At 72.9% G+C, this 16,133-nt stretch carries 13 protein-coding genes; 3 read left to right on the forward strand and 10 right to left on the reverse strand.

The annotated features are described in order from the left end of the window. Nucleotides 1–81 precede the first annotated feature (81 nt). The 3 genes from O7607_RS17280 to O7607_RS17290 form a co-directional block, all read right to left on the reverse strand. Nucleotides 82–1,047: an alpha/beta hydrolase family protein gene (locus tag O7607_RS17280; RefSeq protein WP_269704221.1), complete on the reverse strand. Its 966-nt coding sequence runs from the start codon at nucleotides 1,045–1,047 to the stop codon at nucleotides 82–84. Between the two features lie 40 nt (nucleotides 1,048–1,087). Further along, nucleotides 1,088–1,354 carry a hypothetical protein gene (locus O7607_RS17285; protein WP_269704222.1) on the reverse strand — a complete coding sequence of 89 codons (267 nt, stop codon included), beginning with the start codon at nucleotides 1,352–1,354 and terminating at the stop codon, nucleotides 1,088–1,090. 119 nt (nucleotides 1,355–1,473) lie between these two features. Then, nucleotides 1,474–2,574 carry an alpha/beta hydrolase family protein gene (locus O7607_RS17290; RefSeq protein WP_269704223.1) on the reverse strand — a complete coding sequence of 367 codons (1,101 nt, stop codon included), beginning with the start codon at nucleotides 2,572–2,574 and terminating at the stop codon, nucleotides 1,474–1,476. 181 nt (nucleotides 2,575–2,755) lie between these two features. On the opposite strand from O7607_RS17290, the gene O7607_RS17295 reads away from it, so the two are divergent. Continuing rightward, nucleotides 2,756–2,929 carry a hypothetical protein gene (locus tag O7607_RS17295; RefSeq protein WP_269704224.1) on the forward strand — a complete coding sequence of 58 codons (174 nt, stop codon included), beginning with the start codon at nucleotides 2,756–2,758 and terminating at the stop codon, nucleotides 2,927–2,929. A gap of 82 nt (nucleotides 2,930–3,011) precedes the next feature. On the opposite strand, the gene O7607_RS17300 is transcribed toward O7607_RS17295, so the two are convergent. Continuing rightward, on the reverse strand, nucleotides 3,012–4,124 hold the full coding sequence (locus O7607_RS17300; RefSeq protein WP_269704226.1) for an acetate/propionate family kinase: 1,113 nt from the start codon (nucleotides 4,122–4,124) through the stop codon (nucleotides 3,012–3,014). Beyond that, nucleotides 4,121–6,187: a phosphate acetyltransferase gene (gene pta / locus O7607_RS17305; protein ID WP_442929488.1), complete on the reverse strand. Its 2,067-nt coding sequence runs from the start codon at nucleotides 6,185–6,187 to the stop codon at nucleotides 4,121–4,123. The genes O7607_RS17300 and pta overlap by 4 nt, the downstream gene beginning before the upstream one ends. 223 nt (nucleotides 6,188–6,410) lie before the next feature. Between pta and O7607_RS17310 the strand changes: the two genes are divergently transcribed. Continuing rightward, nucleotides 6,411–6,815: a hypothetical protein gene (locus tag O7607_RS17310; RefSeq protein WP_269704230.1), complete on the forward strand. Its 405-nt coding sequence runs from the start codon at nucleotides 6,411–6,413 to the stop codon at nucleotides 6,813–6,815. After that, nucleotides 6,808–9,144 (forward strand): bifunctional polysaccharide deacetylase/glycosyltransferase family 2 protein, encoded by a 2,337-nt coding sequence (locus O7607_RS17315; protein ID WP_269704232.1) that lies wholly within the window; start codon nucleotides 6,808–6,810, stop codon nucleotides 9,142–9,144. Before O7607_RS17310 ends, O7607_RS17315 begins: the two co-directional genes overlap by 8 nt. Before the next feature lie 4 nt (nucleotides 9,145–9,148). On the opposite strand, the gene O7607_RS17320 is transcribed toward O7607_RS17315, so the two are convergent. The 5 genes from O7607_RS17320 to O7607_RS17340 all read right to left on the reverse strand — a co-directional run bounded on the left by O7607_RS17320 (nucleotide 9,149) and on the right by O7607_RS17340 (nucleotide 15,966). Next, nucleotides 9,149–9,328, reverse strand: a complete 180-nt coding sequence (locus tag O7607_RS17320) for a DUF6104 family protein (protein WP_030503218.1) — start codon at nucleotides 9,326–9,328, stop codon at nucleotides 9,149–9,151. 67 nt (nucleotides 9,329–9,395) lie between these two features. Further along, nucleotides 9,396–13,148, reverse strand: a complete 3,753-nt coding sequence (locus tag O7607_RS17325) for a multifunctional oxoglutarate decarboxylase/oxoglutarate dehydrogenase thiamine pyrophosphate-binding subunit/dihydrolipoyllysine-residue succinyltransferase subunit (protein WP_269704235.1) — start codon at nucleotides 13,146–13,148, stop codon at nucleotides 9,396–9,398. A gap of 258 nt (nucleotides 13,149–13,406) precedes the next feature. Next, on the reverse strand, nucleotides 13,407–14,234 hold the full coding sequence (locus tag O7607_RS17330; protein ID WP_194800520.1) for an ABC transporter permease: 828 nt from the start codon (nucleotides 14,232–14,234) through the stop codon (nucleotides 13,407–13,409). Further along, nucleotides 14,231–15,172, reverse strand: a complete 942-nt coding sequence (locus O7607_RS17335) for an ABC transporter ATP-binding protein (protein ID WP_370584921.1) — start codon at nucleotides 15,170–15,172, stop codon at nucleotides 14,231–14,233. The genes O7607_RS17330 and O7607_RS17335 overlap by 4 nt, the downstream gene beginning before the upstream one ends. A gap of 137 nt (nucleotides 15,173–15,309) precedes the next feature. After that, nucleotides 15,310–15,966 carry a hypothetical protein gene (locus O7607_RS17340; RefSeq protein WP_269698157.1) on the reverse strand — a complete coding sequence of 219 codons (657 nt, stop codon included), beginning with the start codon at nucleotides 15,964–15,966 and terminating at the stop codon, nucleotides 15,310–15,312. Nucleotides 15,967–16,133 lie beyond the last annotated feature (167 nt).

The raw sequence follows: 16,133 nt of genomic DNA on the forward strand, positions 1-16,133 counted from the left end.
GCACGGCGCGCGCCGGCCGCGCGGTCGGCTTGTTAAGAAGGGGCCCCTTCTCTACCGGAGACGTTAAGAAGGGGCCCTTCCTTACAGGCGGTCGTCGAGGGTGGCCAGGTTGCCCCGGGCGGCGTCGGCCGGGAGGCGCTTCTTCGCCGCCGGGTCGCCGTAGAGCGTCCAGCGGAGGAACTCGACTGTGGTGTCGGCGACCACGCCCAGCGCCTTGCCGTCGCCCAGCAGCGCCCGGCCGTGGTCGCCCTTGGGCAGGCTGAGCATCGCCTTCGGCCACGGCACCGCGTCGAAGACGGCCTTGCCCGCCGCGTACGCCACCACCTCGTCGGCCTCGCCGTGCACGAACAGCTGCGGCGCGGCGGCGCCGGCGAACGCGGTACCCACACCGAGCGCGGTGCCGGCGAAGACGATGCCCGCGTCCAGCCGCTCGTCCCGGCCCGCGGTGAACAGCCCGATCGTGGTCACGCCGCCGGCGCTGTGGCCGGTCGCGGCCACCCGCTCCGGGTCCAGCCGGCCGCGCAGCGGATCGCCCGCCTTCTCGCCGAGGGCGAGCACCTGCGTCAGCACGTACGACACGTCGGCCGGCTGGTTGAGCACGTCCAGCGGGTTGCCGTCGGTGCCCCGGGAGGTGTGCGGGAACCGCGGCGCGGCGACCACGAACCCGGCCGCCACCCAGCGGGTCAGCAGCGCCTGGTAGTCCTCCGGCCGGGCACTGAGCCCGTGGCTGAACAACACCACCGGGAACCGCCCGTCCGCCGCCGGGGCGGAGCGCTCGACCGCGCCACCGGCCGCGCCCGCCGCCGGGTACCAGAGGGTCACCGGCAACGGCCGGTCGCCGTCGCGGTTCAGCTTCACCTGGCGTACGCCGACCGCGAAGCTCTCCGTGGGGGCCTTGCCGGCGGGTACGCGCGGAGCGGGTGTGGTGGTCGTCGGTGGGGCGTCGGGGGCGGGCCGCTCGGCGGGGGCACTGGGCTGCTCCGAGCAGCCGGCGAGGGCGGCGCCGAGCACGGCGGCGGTGAGCAGGGCGACGGGACGACGGCGCATGAACTCGATTGTGCCTCGCGATTCCTGCCATCAGGTGCGGTCAGCGCGCCGGGTGACCACCCGCTGACGCCCGGAGGCGAGCCAGGTCGGCCGCGTCCTTGGCCCGGCGGGGGCGCTCCGGCATCCAGACCGGGAACATCTCCTTGAACTCGATCTGCGCCGCGACGCTGATCACCGGCGCCGCGAGCGTGCCGATCCGGCCGGGCGGCCCGGCCAGCATGCCGTCCGGCAGGGGCGTGCCCGCCCACGGTCCGGCGCCGACGACTTCCCGGATCGCCCCCAGCTGCCGCCCCTCTGTCCCGTCCACCCCGGCACCGTACCCACCCGCCCCGGGGGGCCGCGTCGATCATGAAGTTGACGGCATCGGCTGCCCGGTTTGTCGCCGCCAACCTCATGATCGTCGGCGACGGAGAGGGCGGGTGGTGGTCAGGTGGGCAGGGAGCGGGTGGTGAAGGTCGTCTGGTCGGGGGCGGTGGCGTCGGCGGGGAGGCGGCGCAGGGCGGCGCGGTCGGCGTAGAGCGTCCAGCGCAGGAAGTCGGTGGTGGTGGCGAGCACCTGGGGGAAACCGGGCCGCCCCGGCGTCAGGTACTCGCCGTGGCCCTGACCGGTGAGGCTCAGGAAGGCGGCCGGGCCGAGACAGCGGGCGTACGCGGCCCGGCCGATCGACTCCGGCACGATCCGGTCGGCGCTCCCGTGCACGAACAGCATCGGCGCGAGCGGCCGGGACAGCCCGGCGACCATCCGGCCACCGGCGATCACGAGTCCGGCGCGCAGCGGGTACGGCTGCCCGGAGGCGAACATGCCGAGCGTGGTGTGACCGCCGGCCGAGTGCCCGGCGGCGGCGAACCGGTCCACCGCCAGGTGCGCGCCGAGCGGATCCCCGGGGCGGGCGCCGAGGCGGACCAGGTGGCGGATCAGTCGCCAGGCGTCGGCGGGCTGGTTGCGGACGTCCTCGCGGGTGAACGGGCGGGCGCGCTGGTTCGTCCGCGGGTAGGTGGGCGCGACCACCACGAAACCGGCGGCGGCCCAGCGGCTGGTCAGCGCCGCGTGCAGGGCGGGCAGGCTGCGCAGCCCGTGGCTGTAGAGCACCACCGGGAACCGTCCGGCGGCGAACGGGGCTCCCGGCCGGACGCGTGGTCCACGCTCCGGGCCGGGGCTCGCCGGTGTGGCGCGTCCGGACCGGGAGGGAGTCGCGACGACGGACGGCCGGGACGGCAGGGCCGAGACGCGCGGCCCGCGCGGGCCCGGCAGGACCGGCACGTGATCGGCGCCTGTCGAGCCGGTGCCGGCCGAAAGAGGCCCGGCTGTGTGCGACGGTGGGGGAGACGGTTGCGCCGGGTACCAGACGGTGACCGGCAGCGGGCGCCTGCCGTCCGGGTCGAGCGTGAACTGCCGCATCCCGACCGCGTACGGGCGCTCCGGCGCGGGTCCGACGCTCCCCGGGACCGGGTCGGAGGTGGCCACGGCCGTGCCGCAACCGGCCAGCAGCGCCGTCATCAGCGCGGCGACCAGCCGCTGCCCCCTCACACCTGCACGGTAGGCAGCCGAGCGGGCAGCCCGCGCCCGCCGTCCGGGCCGGTCGGCACCGCCACCCGGTCGGCTCCCGCCTCCACCGGGTGGCCGGGTTTGCCCGATCCCGCCGACCGGATCCGCAGGTGGCGGCCCGGCGGGGCGGACCGGTCCGGTGGGCTTCGCTAGGGTCAGCCGCATGGCTGAGAACTACACCGACCCGAGTGGCAACACCGCGCAGTTCCGCGCATTCGTCGATTCTCCCGAGCCGGCCGCGTCGGCGGCGGCGCCGTCGCGCCTGCCGCTGATCGCCGGTGTGGCCGTCGCCGCCGTCGTGGTGATCGCCCTGGTCGCCTGGATCGCCCTGGGCTGACCGGGCCGACCGCCGTCGATCCCGGCCCGTCCGGCCCGAAAGGCCCGTTCGGTTCGCGCCCAAAGGGCCGGGGCGCACGCGATCAGACGTCTAGCACCTCGCGGGTCTCGCGGGCGATCTCCCGCTCCTCGTCGGTGCCGACCACGAGCACCGCGACCTCCGCGCCGTCCGGGGAGACGACCCGGTCGCCGTGGCCGTCGTTGCGCGCCGGGTCGACGGCGACGCCCAGCCGCTCCAGCCCGGCCAGCGAGGCAGCCCGGACCGGTGCGGCGTGCTCGCCGACCCCGGCGGTGAACGCGATCGCGTCCACCCGGCCCAGCAGTGCGTAGTACGCGCCCACGTAGCCGGTGATCCGCCGGCAGTAGACGTCGAACGCTAGCGTCGCGTCCGGGTCACCGGCGGCACGCCGGGCCAGCACCTCGCGCATGTCGTTGGCACCGGTCAGCCCGAGCAGGCCGCTGCGGTGGTTGAGCAGGTCGTCGATGTCGTCCACGACCATGCCGCCCTCGCGCCGCAGGTGGAAGATGACTGTCGGGTCGAGGTCGCCGCTGCGGGTGCCCATCACCAGGCCCTCCAGCGGGGACATGCCCATCGAGGTGGCGACACTGCGCCCACCCTGGACGGCACACGCGCTCGCCCCGTTGCCCAGGTGCAGCGTGATCGTGTTGATCTGGTCGTACGGGCGGTCGAGCAGGTCGGCGACGCGACGCGAGACGTACGCGTGCGAGGTGCCGTGGAAGCCGTACCGGCGGACGCCGTAGCGCTCGGCGGTGGCCTTGTCGATCGCGTACGTGGCGGCGGCCTCGGGCAGCGTGTGGTGGAACGCGGTGTCGAAGACCGCCACCTGTGGGGTGTCCGGCAGCGCCTCCAGCGCGACCCGGATGCCGGCGAGGTTGGCCGGGTTGTGCAGCGGGGCCAGCGGCACCAGGTCCTCGATCGCGGTGACGACCGCGTCGTCGATGCGTACCGGCTCGCTGAACTTCCGCCCGCCGTGCACCACCCGGTGGCCGACTCCGGCCAGGCCGGTCAGGTCGAGCCGGCCGATGATCTCCCGGACGGCGCTCTCGTGGTCGGCCGGCCCGCCGCCGGGTTCGCCGATCCGCTCGACGGTGCCCTTGTCCAGGACGTCGTCGCCGTCGTACAGCCGGTACTTGACCGACGAGGATCCGCTGTTGAGGACCAGGATGCGGCTCATTCCGGCGCCTCCGCGGCGGCCTGGATGGCGGTGATCGCCACCGTGTTGACGATGTCCGGCACGGTGGCGCCCCGGGACAGGTCGTTCACCGGCCGCCGCAGGCCCTGCATGACCGGCCCGACCGCCACCGCGCCGGCCGAGCGCTGCACCGCCTTGTACGTGTTGTTGCCGGTGTTGAGGTCCGGGAAGATGAACACCGTGGCCCGCCCGGCGACCGGGCTGTCCGGCAGCTTGGTAGCCGCCACCTGTGGGTCGATCGCCGCGTCGTACTGGATCGGGCCCTCGACGAGCAGGTCGGGCCGGCGTTCCCGGACCAGCTTGGTGGCCGCCGCGACCTTCTCCACGTCGGCGCCCGCGCCGGAGCTGCCGGTGGAGTACGACAGCATCGCCACCCGCGGTTCGATGCCGAACCGGGCCGCCGTGTCGGCCGACGAGATGGCGATGTCGGCGAGCTGGTCGGCGTCCGGGTCGGGGTTGACGGCGCAGTCGCCGTACACCAGCACCCGGTCGGCGAGCAGCATGAAGAAGACGCTGGAGGCGACGGAGACGCCGGGCACGGTCCGGATGATTTCGAAGGCCGGGCGGATGGTGGCGGCCGTGGTGTGGGTGGCGCCGGAGACCATGCCGTCGGCGTGGCCGGTCTGCACCATCATCGTGCCGAAGTAGTTGGGCTGCGCCACGATGTCGTGCGCCAGCTCGACGGTGACGCCGCGGTGGGCGCGCAACCGCGCGTACGCCTGCGCGAACTCGTCCCGCCACGGGCTGGTCGCCGGGTCGACCACCTGGGCGTCACCGACGTCCACGCCCAGCTCCCGGGTGCGGCGGGCGATCTCGTCCGGGCGGCCGAGCAGGGTGATCTCGGCGACGCCCCGGCGCAGCAGCACCTCGGTCGCGCGCAGGATCCGCTCGTCGGCGCCCTCGGGCAGCACGAGCCGGCGGCGCCGGGCGCGGGCCTTGTCGATCAGGTCGTTCTCGAACATCAGCGGGGTGACCCGCGCGGACCGGCTGACCCGCAGCCGGCGGGCCAGGTCGTCGGTGTCCACGCAGCGCTCGAACGCGCCGAGCGCGGCCTCGACCTTGCGCGGGTTGGCGGTGCTGGGGCGGCCCTCGATCCGGCTGGACGCGGAGACCGTGTCGTAGCTGTCGCTCGGCACCGACAGCACGGGCAGCCCGGTGTTCATCCGCTCGACCAGGCGCATGGCGCGCGGGTCGGGCTGCTCGCCGAGCGTGAGCACCAGCCCGGCCAGCGACACCTGCCCGGCCACGTGCGCGGCGCCGGCGGCCACCAGCAGGTCCGCGCGGTCGCCCGGGGTGATCACCAGAGCGCCGTCGGTGAGGTGGTCCAGCAGCGTCGGCACGTGCGCCGCGCCCACCACGTAGTCGAGCACGTCGCGGTCGAGCGCGGTCTCGTCGCCGGTGAGCACGGTGCCGCGCAGCGCCGCGGCCACCTCGGCCACCGTCGGCGCCGACACGGTCGGCACCTCCGGGATCGCGTACGCGGGCACCGGCAGCTCGGGCAGCGTCATGGGCTCCGGCACGCGGTTGGCCAGCGCCGCGATCACCGTCGCGCCGAGGTCCACCAGATCGTGGTACGCGCCACGCAGCGCGGCCGCGATCGCGTCGGGCGTCTGCCCGAACCCGTCCACCACGGGCACCACGACGCTGCCGAACTCGGTCGCGAGCCGGGCGTTGAAGGCCAGCTCGCGCGGGCCGGTGCCGTCGCCGTAGGCGAAGTCGCTGCCCACCACGACTATCGCCGGGCAGCGCCGTTCGACCTCGCGGTAGCGGGTGACGATCCGGGAGATCAGCTCCTCCCGGCGGCCGTCCGCGACGAGCGCGCTCGCCTCGGCGTACGTGGCGCCGTGCAGCTCGTCGACCGGCAGGTCCATCCGGTAGCGCTCGGTGAGCAGAGCGAGGATCGGGTCGGTGCCGTCACCCGACACGAGCGGCCGGAACGCGCCGATCCGTTCCACCTGCCGGGACAACAACTCGGCCAGCCCGAGGGCCACCGTCGATTTTCCCCCGCCCGAGCCAACGCCGGTCAGGTACACGCTGCGCGCCACGGCAACCAACCTACAAGATCGAGGTCGGTGCTGTCCGTTCTGCCTGGTCAGCGCGGCTAGCCGGGGGAGAAGGTGGGAATTTTTCGCATCTACACTTGGCCTTGTGGAAGGCCCGACAGCACTGATTCCCGTCGTACCGGAATCGCCCCCCGTCTTCGTAGACCCGAGCGGGCGGCGACGCCGGCGGCTGCGCCGTCTTGCCTACTGCGCGGGTGCGGCAGGTGTGATCTACACGGTCATGGTGGGAGCCAGCTTCGCCGGCGGTCCGATCACCCCGGACAGCGTCATCCCGTTCGTCGAGCCGACCAGCGAGCAGCGGCTGCCGTCGCCGAACCCGCCGGCGTCGCCCGCGCCCGCGCCGACCCGTCCCACGCCGGACACGCCCACCGACATCCGTACCGCTCCGGTGCGGGTGCCGGCCACCTCCGTCGCCCCCGCCACCACGGTCCCGCCGAGCCCTCGGTATCCCCGGCCGACCCGGACCGCCCCGACCGAGCCCCGGCCCGTCCGGACGCCGGCCACCACCGCGCCGCCCACCGCCCCCACCGCCGAGGTGCCGCCGCCCGTTGTCGACCCGCCGTCCGTCGTCGACCCGCCCGCCGCGCCGGTCGCGCCCGCCGATGAGTGACCAGGCGCCCGCGCGTCCGAACCCGCCGACTAGCGAGCAGCCGACAGTCACGCTGGACCCCCGCCGTGTGCACGCCGCCCGTCGGCACCGGGCCGGGCGGCACCCGGACGGCGCGCCCACGGTCGTGCCGGCCGTCCGGCAGATCCCCGGGGCGCCGCAGATCCCCGGCCCGCGCCGGTCCCGCGGCCGGCTTCTGCTGCCCCGGCCGAGCTGGGCCCTGGTCGCCATGGTCGTGGTCGTCCTGGGCGGTCTGCTGGTCGTCGAGGCGTACACGAACGCCGCGTTCGTACCGGACAACCGGGTGACGCCCGGCAGTCAGCGGGAGGTTCCCAGCTCGGTGATCGGGGGCGGCCCGATCGTCAACGTCGGCGCGGAGGGCCGCACCCAGTCGCACCGCCTGCCGGAGGGCACCGTCGCGCTCACATTCGACGACGGACCCGACCCCCGGTGGACGCCGGAGGTGCTACGCGTCCTGGACAAGTACCAGGTCAAGGGCACCTTCTTCGTCATCGGCTCGCAGGTGGTCAGCAACCCGGAGGTGACCCGCCGGCTGGTGGCCGAGGGACACGAGCTGGGCGTGCACACGTTCACCCACCCCGACCTCGCCGCGCTGCCGGAGTGGCGGCGGGAGCTGGAGTACGCGCAGACGCAGCTCGCCATCGCCAGCACCACAGGCGTCCGGCCGTCGCTGCTGCGCTTCCCGTACTCGTCCCGCGCGGACGCCTACACCGACCGGGACTGGCCGATGCTGCGGCACGCGGGCGAGCTGGGCTACCTCACCGTCGTCAACGACGTCGACAGCCGGGACTGGGAGCTGCCCCCGGTCGAGGAGATGGTCGCGAACGCCACGCCGGACGGGACGGCCGGCACGATCGCGCTGTGGCACGACGCGGGCGGCGACCGGTCCGGCACCGTGGCCGCGCTGGACCGGTACATCCCGGCGATGCTGGAGCGCGGGTACCGCTTCACCACCGTGAACGAGGGACTCAACCAGACGTTCGCGGCCGCGGGTGTGTCCGGCCCGGTGGGCGGGCACACGGCGGCCACGCTCGACGAGCGGTTGCGGGGCCACGTCCTGGTCGGCGCGGTACGCGTGGCCGACGGCATGTTCGGGATGCTCGGCGTCTTCTTCGTGCTCGTCGGGGTGCTCACCGTCGGCCGTACCCTGCTGCTGTTCGTCCTGGCCACCCGGCACGCGCGCCGTCGCCGTCGCCGCGACTGGTCCTGGGGCCCGCCGGTCACCGAACCGGTCTCGGTGATCGTGCCCGCCTACAACGAGCGGGAGGGCATCGCCGCGGCGGTGCGCTCGCTGGCCCTGGGCGACCATCCCGGCGGCATCGAGGTGGTGGTGGTCGACGACGGCTCCACCGACGGCACCGCCGACATCGTCGCGGCGCTGGGGCTGCCGAACGTCCGGGTCGTGCGCAAGCCCAACGGCGGCAAGCCGAGCGCGCTCAACACCGGCGTCGCGCTGGCCCGGCACGACCTGATCGTCATGGTCGACGGCGACACGATCTTCGAGCCGGACTCGGTCCGCCGGCTGGTCCAGCCGTTCGCCGACCCCCGGGTCGGCGTGGTCGCCGGCAACGTCAAGGTCGGCAACCGCCGCGGCCTGATCGCCAAGTGGCAGCACATCGAGTACGTCATCGGCTTCAACCTCGACCGCCGCCTCTACGAGACGCTGCGCTGCATGCCCACCGTCCCCGGCGCGATCGGGGCGTTCCGGCGCCAGGCGCTGGAGCAGGTGGGCGGCCTGACCGACGACACGCTGGCTGAGGACACCGACGTCACCATCGCCATCGGCCGCGCCGGCTGGCACATCGTGTACGAGGAGAGCGCCCGCGCCTGGACCGAGGCGCCGACCACCATCGGCCAGTTGTGGAAGCAGCGGTACCGGTGGAGCTACGGCACCATGCAGGCGATGTGGAAGCACCGGCGCTCGGTGATCGACAGCGGTCCGTCGGGCCGGTTCGGCCGGCGGTGCCTGTCGTTCCTGACGCTGTTCGGGGTGCTGCTGCCGCTGGCCGCACCGGTGATCGACCTGCTCGCGATCTACGGGCTTATCTTCCTGGACCGCAGCGACACGGGGGTGGCCTGGCTGGCGATGCTCGCGCTCCAGTTCCTCACCGCGGTGCTGGCCTTCCGGCTGGACCGGGAGAAGCTCGGCGTGCTCTGGGTGCTGCCGTTGCAGCAGTTCGTCTACCGGCAGGTGATGTACCTGGTGCTGCTCCAGGCGGTCGGCACCGCGCTGACCGGCGGCCGGCTGGGCTGGCAGAAGCTGCGGCGTACCGGAGACCTCCGGGTCGCCGGGCGGGGCGCGACCGGCTGACCCGTCAGTCGTCGTCCGGGTCGTCGAGGCGGGCCAGCCAGGTGGCGAACCGCTCGATCGGGGTCTCGAACTCCGGGTTCAGGTCGACGAAGTCACGCAGCCGCTCGCCCAGCCACTCCAGGCTGACCTGCTCGTCGCCCCGGCGCTCGACCAGCTCCTCGATGCCACGGTCGGTGAAGTACACGGTGTTCCTCTCGTCGTCGTACGGCAGCGGCCCGCCCCGGAGTCGGGACGGGCCGCTGCCGGTGGTGTCACGGGCGGGGGAGAGCCGCCTCGATCAGCGCGTTCTGCTCGACCTCGTGCATCTTCGCCGAACCCACCGCCGGCGCGGCGGCGGCCGGCCGGGAGATGCGGCGCAGCCGGACCTCGGGCAGGTGCTCCAGCAGGTTCAGCGCGACGAACGACCAGGCGCCCTGGTTGGCCGGCTCCTCCTGGACCCAGGCGAAGTCCTCGGCGTTCGGGTACTGCGCGAGCGCGGCCCGGACCTCCTCGACGGGCAGCGGGTAGAGCTGCTCCATCCGGATGATCGCGGTGTCCGTGACGCCCCGCTCCTGCCGGGCCTGGAACAGGTCGTAGTAGACCTTGCCCGAGCAGAGCAGCACGCGCTTGACCTGCTCCGGCGCCGGAGCCGCGGTGTCGGCCAGCACCGGCTGGAACGTGCCGGTGGTGAAGTCCTCCACCGGCGACACGCAGAGCTTGTGCCGCAGCAGCGACTTCGGCGTGAACACCACCAGCGGCTTGCGCTTGGGCGACAGGGCCTGGCGGCGCAGCAGGTGGAAGTAGTTCGCCGGGGTGGTCGGGATGGCCACCCGCATGTTGTCCTCGGCGCAGAGCTGCAGGAACCGCTCCGGGCGGCCGGAGGTGTGGTCCGGGCCCTGGCCCTCGTGGCCGTGCGGCAGCAGCAGGGTCACCGCGGAGCGCTGGCCCCACTTCACCTCGCCGGAGGAGATGAACTCGTCGATCACCGACTGGGCGCCGTTGACGAAGTCACCGAACTGGGCCTCCCAGGCGACCAGCGCGTTGATGTTCTCCACCGAGTAGCCGTACTCGAAGCCCATGGCCGCGTACTCGGAGAGCAGCGAGTCGTGGACGAAGAAGCGCGACCGCTCGCCGTCGGCGGTGAGCGACATCAGCGGCAGGTAGTCCTCGCCGGTCTTGGCGTCGACCACCGAGGCGTGCCGCTGGACGAACGTGCCGCGGCGCGAGTCCTGCCCGGCGAGCCGGACGGTGACGCCGTCGTGCAGCAGCGTGCCGAACGCGATGATCTCGGCGAAGCCCCAGTCGATGGCCCCCTCGACGGACATCTTGCGGCGCCGCTCCAGCAGCTGCTGGATCCGCTTGTGCGGGGTGAAGCCCTCGGGCAGGTTGACGTGCGCCTCGCCGATCGCCTTGACCACTGCGGCGTCGGTGGCGGTGTCGACCTGCGGCTCCGGCTCGTCCTCGCGCGCCGGGCGGCTGAGCTGACGCGGCGTGGTGGCGGCGTCCCGGGTGGCCTTGAAGACCCGCTCCAGCTGCCCCTGGTAGTCGCGCAGCAGCTCCTCCGCGTCCTCCACGGTGATGTCGCCGCGCCCGATCAGCTCCTCGGTGTAGAGCTTCCGGACCGACCGCTTCGAGTCGATGATCTTGTACATCTCCGGGTTGGACATCGACGGGTCGTCACCCTCGTTGTGCCCGCGCCGGCGGTAGCAGACCATGTCGATCACGACGTCCTTGTTGAACGCCTGCCGGTACTCGAACGCGAGCCGGGCCACCCGGACCACTGCCTCCGGGTCGTCGCCGTTCACGTGAAAGATCGGCGCCTGGATCATCCGGGCCACGTCGGTGCTGTAGAGGCTGGACCGGCTGTACTCCGGGGCGGTGGTGAAGCCGACCTGGTTGTTGACGACCACGTGCACGGTGCCGCCGGTGCGGTAGCCGCGCAGCTGGGAGAGGTTGAGCGTCTCGGCGACCACGCCCTGGCCGGCGAAGGCAGCGTCACCGTGCACGGCCAGCGGCAGCACGGTGTAGCCCTCCAGCTTGAGGTCGATCCGGTCCTGCTTGGCCCGGACTATGCCCTCCAGCACCGGGTCGACGGCCTCCAGGTGCGACGGGTTCGCCACCACCGACACCTTGACCGCGTGCTCGCCGTCCGGGGTGGTGAACTTGCCGTTCTGGCCGAGGTGGTACTTCACGTCGCCCGAGCCCTGCGTGGACCGCGGGTCGAGGTGTCCCTCGAACTCGGAGAAGATCTTCTCGTACGGCTTGCCGACGATGTTCGCCAGCACGTTGAGCCGGCCGCGGTGCGCCATGCCGATGACGACCTCGTCCAGACCGGCCTCGGCGGAGCACTCCAGCACCTCGCCGAGCAGCGGGATCAGCGACTCGCCGCCCTCCAGCGAGAAGCGCTTCTGGCCGACGTACTTGGTCTGCAGGAACGTCTCGAACGCCTCGGCGGCGTTGAGCCGGTTCAGCACGTGCTTCTGCTCGTCGGAGCTGGGCTTCTCGTACTTGCGCTCGACCCGCTCCTGGATCCAGCGGCGCTCCTCCGGGTCCTGGATGTGCATGTACTCGATGCCGACCCGGCGGCAGTACGAGTCGCGCAGCACGCCGAGGATCGAGCGCAGCTTCATCCGCTGCTGGCCGGCGAAGCCGTTGACCGGGAAGACGCGGTCGAGGTCCCAGAGCGTGAGCCCGTGCTGGAGGACGTCCAGGTCCGGGTGCTTGCGGATCTTGAACTCCAGCGGGTCGGTGTCGGCCATCAGGTGGCCGCGCACCCGGTACGCGTGGATCAGCTCGTGCACCCGAGCGGTCTTGTTGATCTGGCCTTCGCTGTCGACGGCCACGTCGCGCATCCAGCGCACCGGCTCGTACGGGATCCGCAGCGAGGTGAAGATGTCGTCGTAGAAGCCACGCTCGCCGAGCAGCAGCTCGTGCATCACCTTCAGGAACTCGCCGGACTGCGCGCCCTGGATGATCCGGTGGTCGTACGTGCTGGTCAGCGTGATGACCTTGCTGACCGCGTTCTCGGCCAGGGTGGCCTCGCTCATGCCCTGGTAGGGGGCCGGGTATTCCATCGCACCGACGCCGATGATGGCGCTCTGCCCCTGCATCAGACGCGGGATCGAGTGCACCGTGCCGATGCCGCCCGGGTTGGTCAGCGAGATCGTGGTGCCGGAGTAGTCGTCCATGGTCAGCTCGTTGCGGCGGGCGCGCCGGACCACGTCCTCGTACGCCTGCCAGAACTGCCGGAAGTCCATCTGCTCGCAGCCCTTGATGGACGGCACCACCAGGTTGCGCGAGCCGTCCGGCTTGACCAGGTCGATCGCGATGCCCAGGTTGACGTGCTCCGGGCGGACCATCGCCGGCTTGCCGTCGACCTCGGCGAAGGAGTTGTTCATCTCCGGGTGCTCGACGACCGCGCGGACCAGCGCGTACCCGATCAGGTGGGTGAAGCTGACCTTGCCACCGCGACCACGGGTCAGGTGGTTGTTGATCACGATGCGGTTGTCGACGAGCAGCTTGGCCGGGACGGCGCGCACGCTGGTGGCGGTCGGGACCGACAGCGACGCGTCCATGTTCTGCACGATCTTGGCGGCGACGCCGCGAAGCGGCGTGGTGCCCGCGGCGCTCGCGGTCGGCGCCTTGGCGGCCGGCTTGGCCGGGGCGGACTTCTTCGCCGGCTCAGGCGCCTTCGCCGCCGGCTTCGCTGCGGGCTTGGCCGGGGCGGACGCCTTCGGCTCGGCCTTGGGGGCGGCCTTCGGCTCCGCCTTGGCGGGCTGCTCCTTGACGGTGGCCACTGCTTCCTGCTGCTCGGCCGGCTCCGGCTTCGCGGCCGGCTTGGCCTGCCCGTCCGGGCGCGGCGTGGCGGCGCCCGGGGCCGGCCGGTAGTCGGCGAAGAAGTCGTGCCAGGCCGAATCGACGCTCGAGGGGTCGGCGAGGTAACGCTGGTACATCTCCTCGACGATCCACTCGTTCGGGCCGAAACCCGCCAGTGGGTTCTCCTGCGAAGTCTGCTGGGTCGACACGGCCGCTAATCGCCTCTTTCACGCGGTTGTGAATGTCACGGTGGCCCCCGGTGACCCCCGGTTGCCGACGCTGGGTAAACCGATGCCAAGGCTACGCCGTGCGCTGCGCGCAGGCATTCTCGCCTCCGGCTGGTGGTCCGTTTCACAGAAGATGCCAGAAGTTCGGCAAACGCTGCGTGATCCGCCGACTCCTGCTAGACGGCGAAGGCCCCGGCCGGTGACGGGTGTCACCGGCCGGGGCCCGGCCTGACCGCGAGGTCAGGAGATGTCGCGCTTGCGGATCGTGGCCACGCCGATCGCGCCGGCCACCACCGCGTACCCGATCAGCACCAGCGCGCCCGCCCACTGCGGCGGGTTGCCCGGGATGTCGGTGTCGCCGCCCACCATGAGCCCGGAGGCCAGGGACGGGACCAGCAGCTGGAGCTTGTTGATCCAGTCGCCGTACCGCGAGGCGAGCAGGCTCAGCACGATCGCCGCACCGATCGCGCCACCCAGGTAGAACAGGATGCCGGTCACGGTGGCGCCGATCTGGCTGCGGATCAGCACGCCGAGCCCGACGCCGAGCACCGACCAGAGCAGGTAGGCCAGGCCGTTGAGCGCGATCGCCCGCCAGATCGCCCCGCTGCCGAGCTGCGAGCCGACGTCCACCGAGTTGAGGATCAGCGGCGAGATGATCAGGTTCAGCACAGTGGTGACGAGCCAGAACAGCAGCGCCAGCACGCCGGCCGCGGCCAGCTTGGCCAGCATCACCGCGGTGCGGTGCGGTGCGGTGAGGAACGTGGTGGTCACCGTCTGGTGGAAGAACTCGCTGGTCACCACCACGATGCCGAGCAGCAGCACGATGAGCAGGCCGAAGAACTGGCCGTTGGTGTAGAGGTTGGCCGCCAGGTTGTCGGCGGCCGAGATGGCCTGCAACTGGTCGGACTGCTCGGCCGGTACCTCGCCGAAGTCCCCGCCGGCCAGCGCCTCGGTCTGCAACCAGTTGAAGAACAGCGTGAGCGCCCACAGCGCCAGGCTGATCAGCCCGAAGATCCACCAGGTGCTGGTGGTACGGATCTTGAGCAGTTCGGATCGGACCAGCGTCATCGGATCTCCGCCTTTCCGGCCGTCAGCTCCAGGAAGACCCCTTCGAGGTCGGGGCGCTCGGTGGTCAGCTCGTGCAGCTCCACCTTGGCGGCCAGCGCGACCCGGCCCACGGTCGGCGCGTCCACGCCGGTCACCAGCAGCGCGCCGTGCGGGTCGGTGTCGACGGTTGCCGACTGCTCGCGCAGCGCCGCGACCAGCTCGTCGGCCTGCGGGGTGCGCACCCGCACCCGCACGTCGTGCGTCATCGACGCCATCACCTGGTCGACCGGGCCCTGCCGGACCAGCTTGCCGGCCGCGATGATCACCACGTCGTCGGCGAGCAGCTGCATCTCGGAGAGCAGGTGGCTGGAGACCAGCACCGTCCGTCCCTCGGCGGCGAGCCCCTTGAGGAAGCCGCGCATCCAGCGGATGCCCTCCGGGTCCAGGCCGTTCGCCGGCTCGTCCAGGATCAGCACCTGCGGGTTGCCGAGCATCGCTGCGGCGATGCCGAGCCGCTGCTTCATGCCGAGCGAGTAGCCCTTGAACTTGCGCTTGGCGGCGGGCGTGAGCCCGACCAGCGCCAGCGCCTCGTCGGCGCGCTCCTTCGGCAGGCCCGCCGCAGCGCAGATCACCCGCAGGTGGTTGATGCCGGTGCGGCCCTTGTGCGCGCTGGACGCCTCCAGCACCGCGCCGACCGTACGCAGCGGGTCGGGCAGGTCGGCGTACCGGCTGCCACCGATGGTGGCCGTGCCGGCGCTCGGCGTCACCAGGTTGAGCAGCATGCGCAGCGTGGTCGTCTTACCGGCGCCGTTCGGGCCGAGGAAGCCGGTGACCCGGCCCGGCTCGACGGTGAACGACAGGTTGTCCACCGCGCGGACGTTCTTGTATTGCTTGGTCAGGCCGGACACGATGATCTGGCCGGTCCCGGCACTGGGGCGTGGCTGCCCGTCGGACATCATTCTCCTCTCCTGCCCCGGCGGGCTCGTCGCGCGCCGGTGGGGCGCCGTTGCGGGGGCACCCGGCAACAGCCTTCCAACCCGGCGCAAGGGGGTCAATCAGGCGGGACGCGTACGCGCCGTCCTCCTCAGGGAGGAGATCACCGGGCCGGCAGCGCCACCCAGGTCGCCCGGGCACGGCCGAGGAGCGCGCCGTCCGCACCGTACAGGCTGGTGTGCACCTCGGCCCGGCGTCCCTCGGAACCGACCGCGACGCCGGTCACCACGCACTCGTCGCCGGGCCGTGGCAGCGCCGTGACCTGCGCGGCGATCCGCCCCAGCACGTACGGCCGGCCGGGCGCGAGCACCGCCCAGCCGCCCGGGCAGTCCAGCGCCGCCCACACCGTCGCGGGCACCACCTCGGCCGGCGCGCGGAACGGCGCGGCGGTCCGCCCGTCCGGCAGCCGGCCGGGGAAGATCCGCAGCCCGTCCGGGTTCGCCGGGCCGCAGACGTAGCAGCGGGGGAACGGGTGGTCGACCAGACCGGGGTACGCCCGCGCGGCCTGCTCCGCCGTCGCCGGGTCCACCGGCGGCACCACCGCGTCGACCGGCTCGATCCGGCGCACCTGGGCGATCAGGTGACCGTCCGGGTCGCGTACCTCGCCGTCGGCGGCGGTCAGCGGCGTGTCCAGCGGCGGCGGCCGGCGCAGGGTGACCTCCACCGGCCCCCGGTCGTCGATCAGCGCGGCGAAGATGCCGGCGCTCCAGCCGCCGTTGCCGGAGCCGTCCGGCCCCTGGAAGCGGGCCTCGACCAGCATGTGCACCTCCGGGTTCCCTCCGCCGGCGCCGTCGCGGCGGTCCGCCCGGCAGCCTCGCACACGCCGGTCCCGTCCCGGCCGTCCCGGTTCGCACGCCGCCGCCGACCGGCGTTCACCGGATCGACACCCCTCATCCCGTCCGGCGGCAACCCGGGGCACCTACACAG

The sequence above is a fragment of the Micromonospora sp. WMMA1949 genome, assembly GCF_027460145.1.
GTDB lineage: Bacteria > Actinomycetota > Actinomycetes > Mycobacteriales > Micromonosporaceae > Micromonospora.

Excerpts from the sequence above, each read along its gene's own strand:
- O7607_RS17295 (WP_269704224.1), top strand. The coding sequence starts at position 2,756 with ATGGCTGAGAACTACACCGACCCGAGTGGCAACACCGCGCAGTTCCGC.
- O7607_RS17330 (WP_194800520.1), bottom strand. The coding sequence starts at position 14,234 with ATGACGCTGGTCCGATCCGAACTGCTCAAGATCCGTACCACCAGCACC.
- O7607_RS17315 (WP_269704232.1), top strand. The coding sequence starts at position 6,808 with ATGAGTGACCAGGCGCCCGCGCGTCCGAACCCGCCGACTAGCGAGCAG.
- O7607_RS17300 (WP_269704226.1), bottom strand. The coding sequence starts at position 4,124 with ATGAGCCGCATCCTGGTCCTCAACAGCGGATCCTCGTCGGTCAAGTAC.
- O7607_RS17335 (WP_370584921.1), bottom strand. The coding sequence starts at position 15,172 with ATGATGTCCGACGGGCAGCCACGCCCCAGTGCCGGGACCGGCCAGATC.
- O7607_RS17340 (WP_269698157.1), bottom strand. The coding sequence starts at position 15,966 with ATGCTGGTCGAGGCCCGCTTCCAGGGGCCGGACGGCTCCGGCAACGGC.
- O7607_RS17280 (WP_269704221.1), bottom strand. The coding sequence starts at position 1,047 with ATGCGCCGTCGTCCCGTCGCCCTGCTCACCGCCGCCGTGCTCGGCGCC.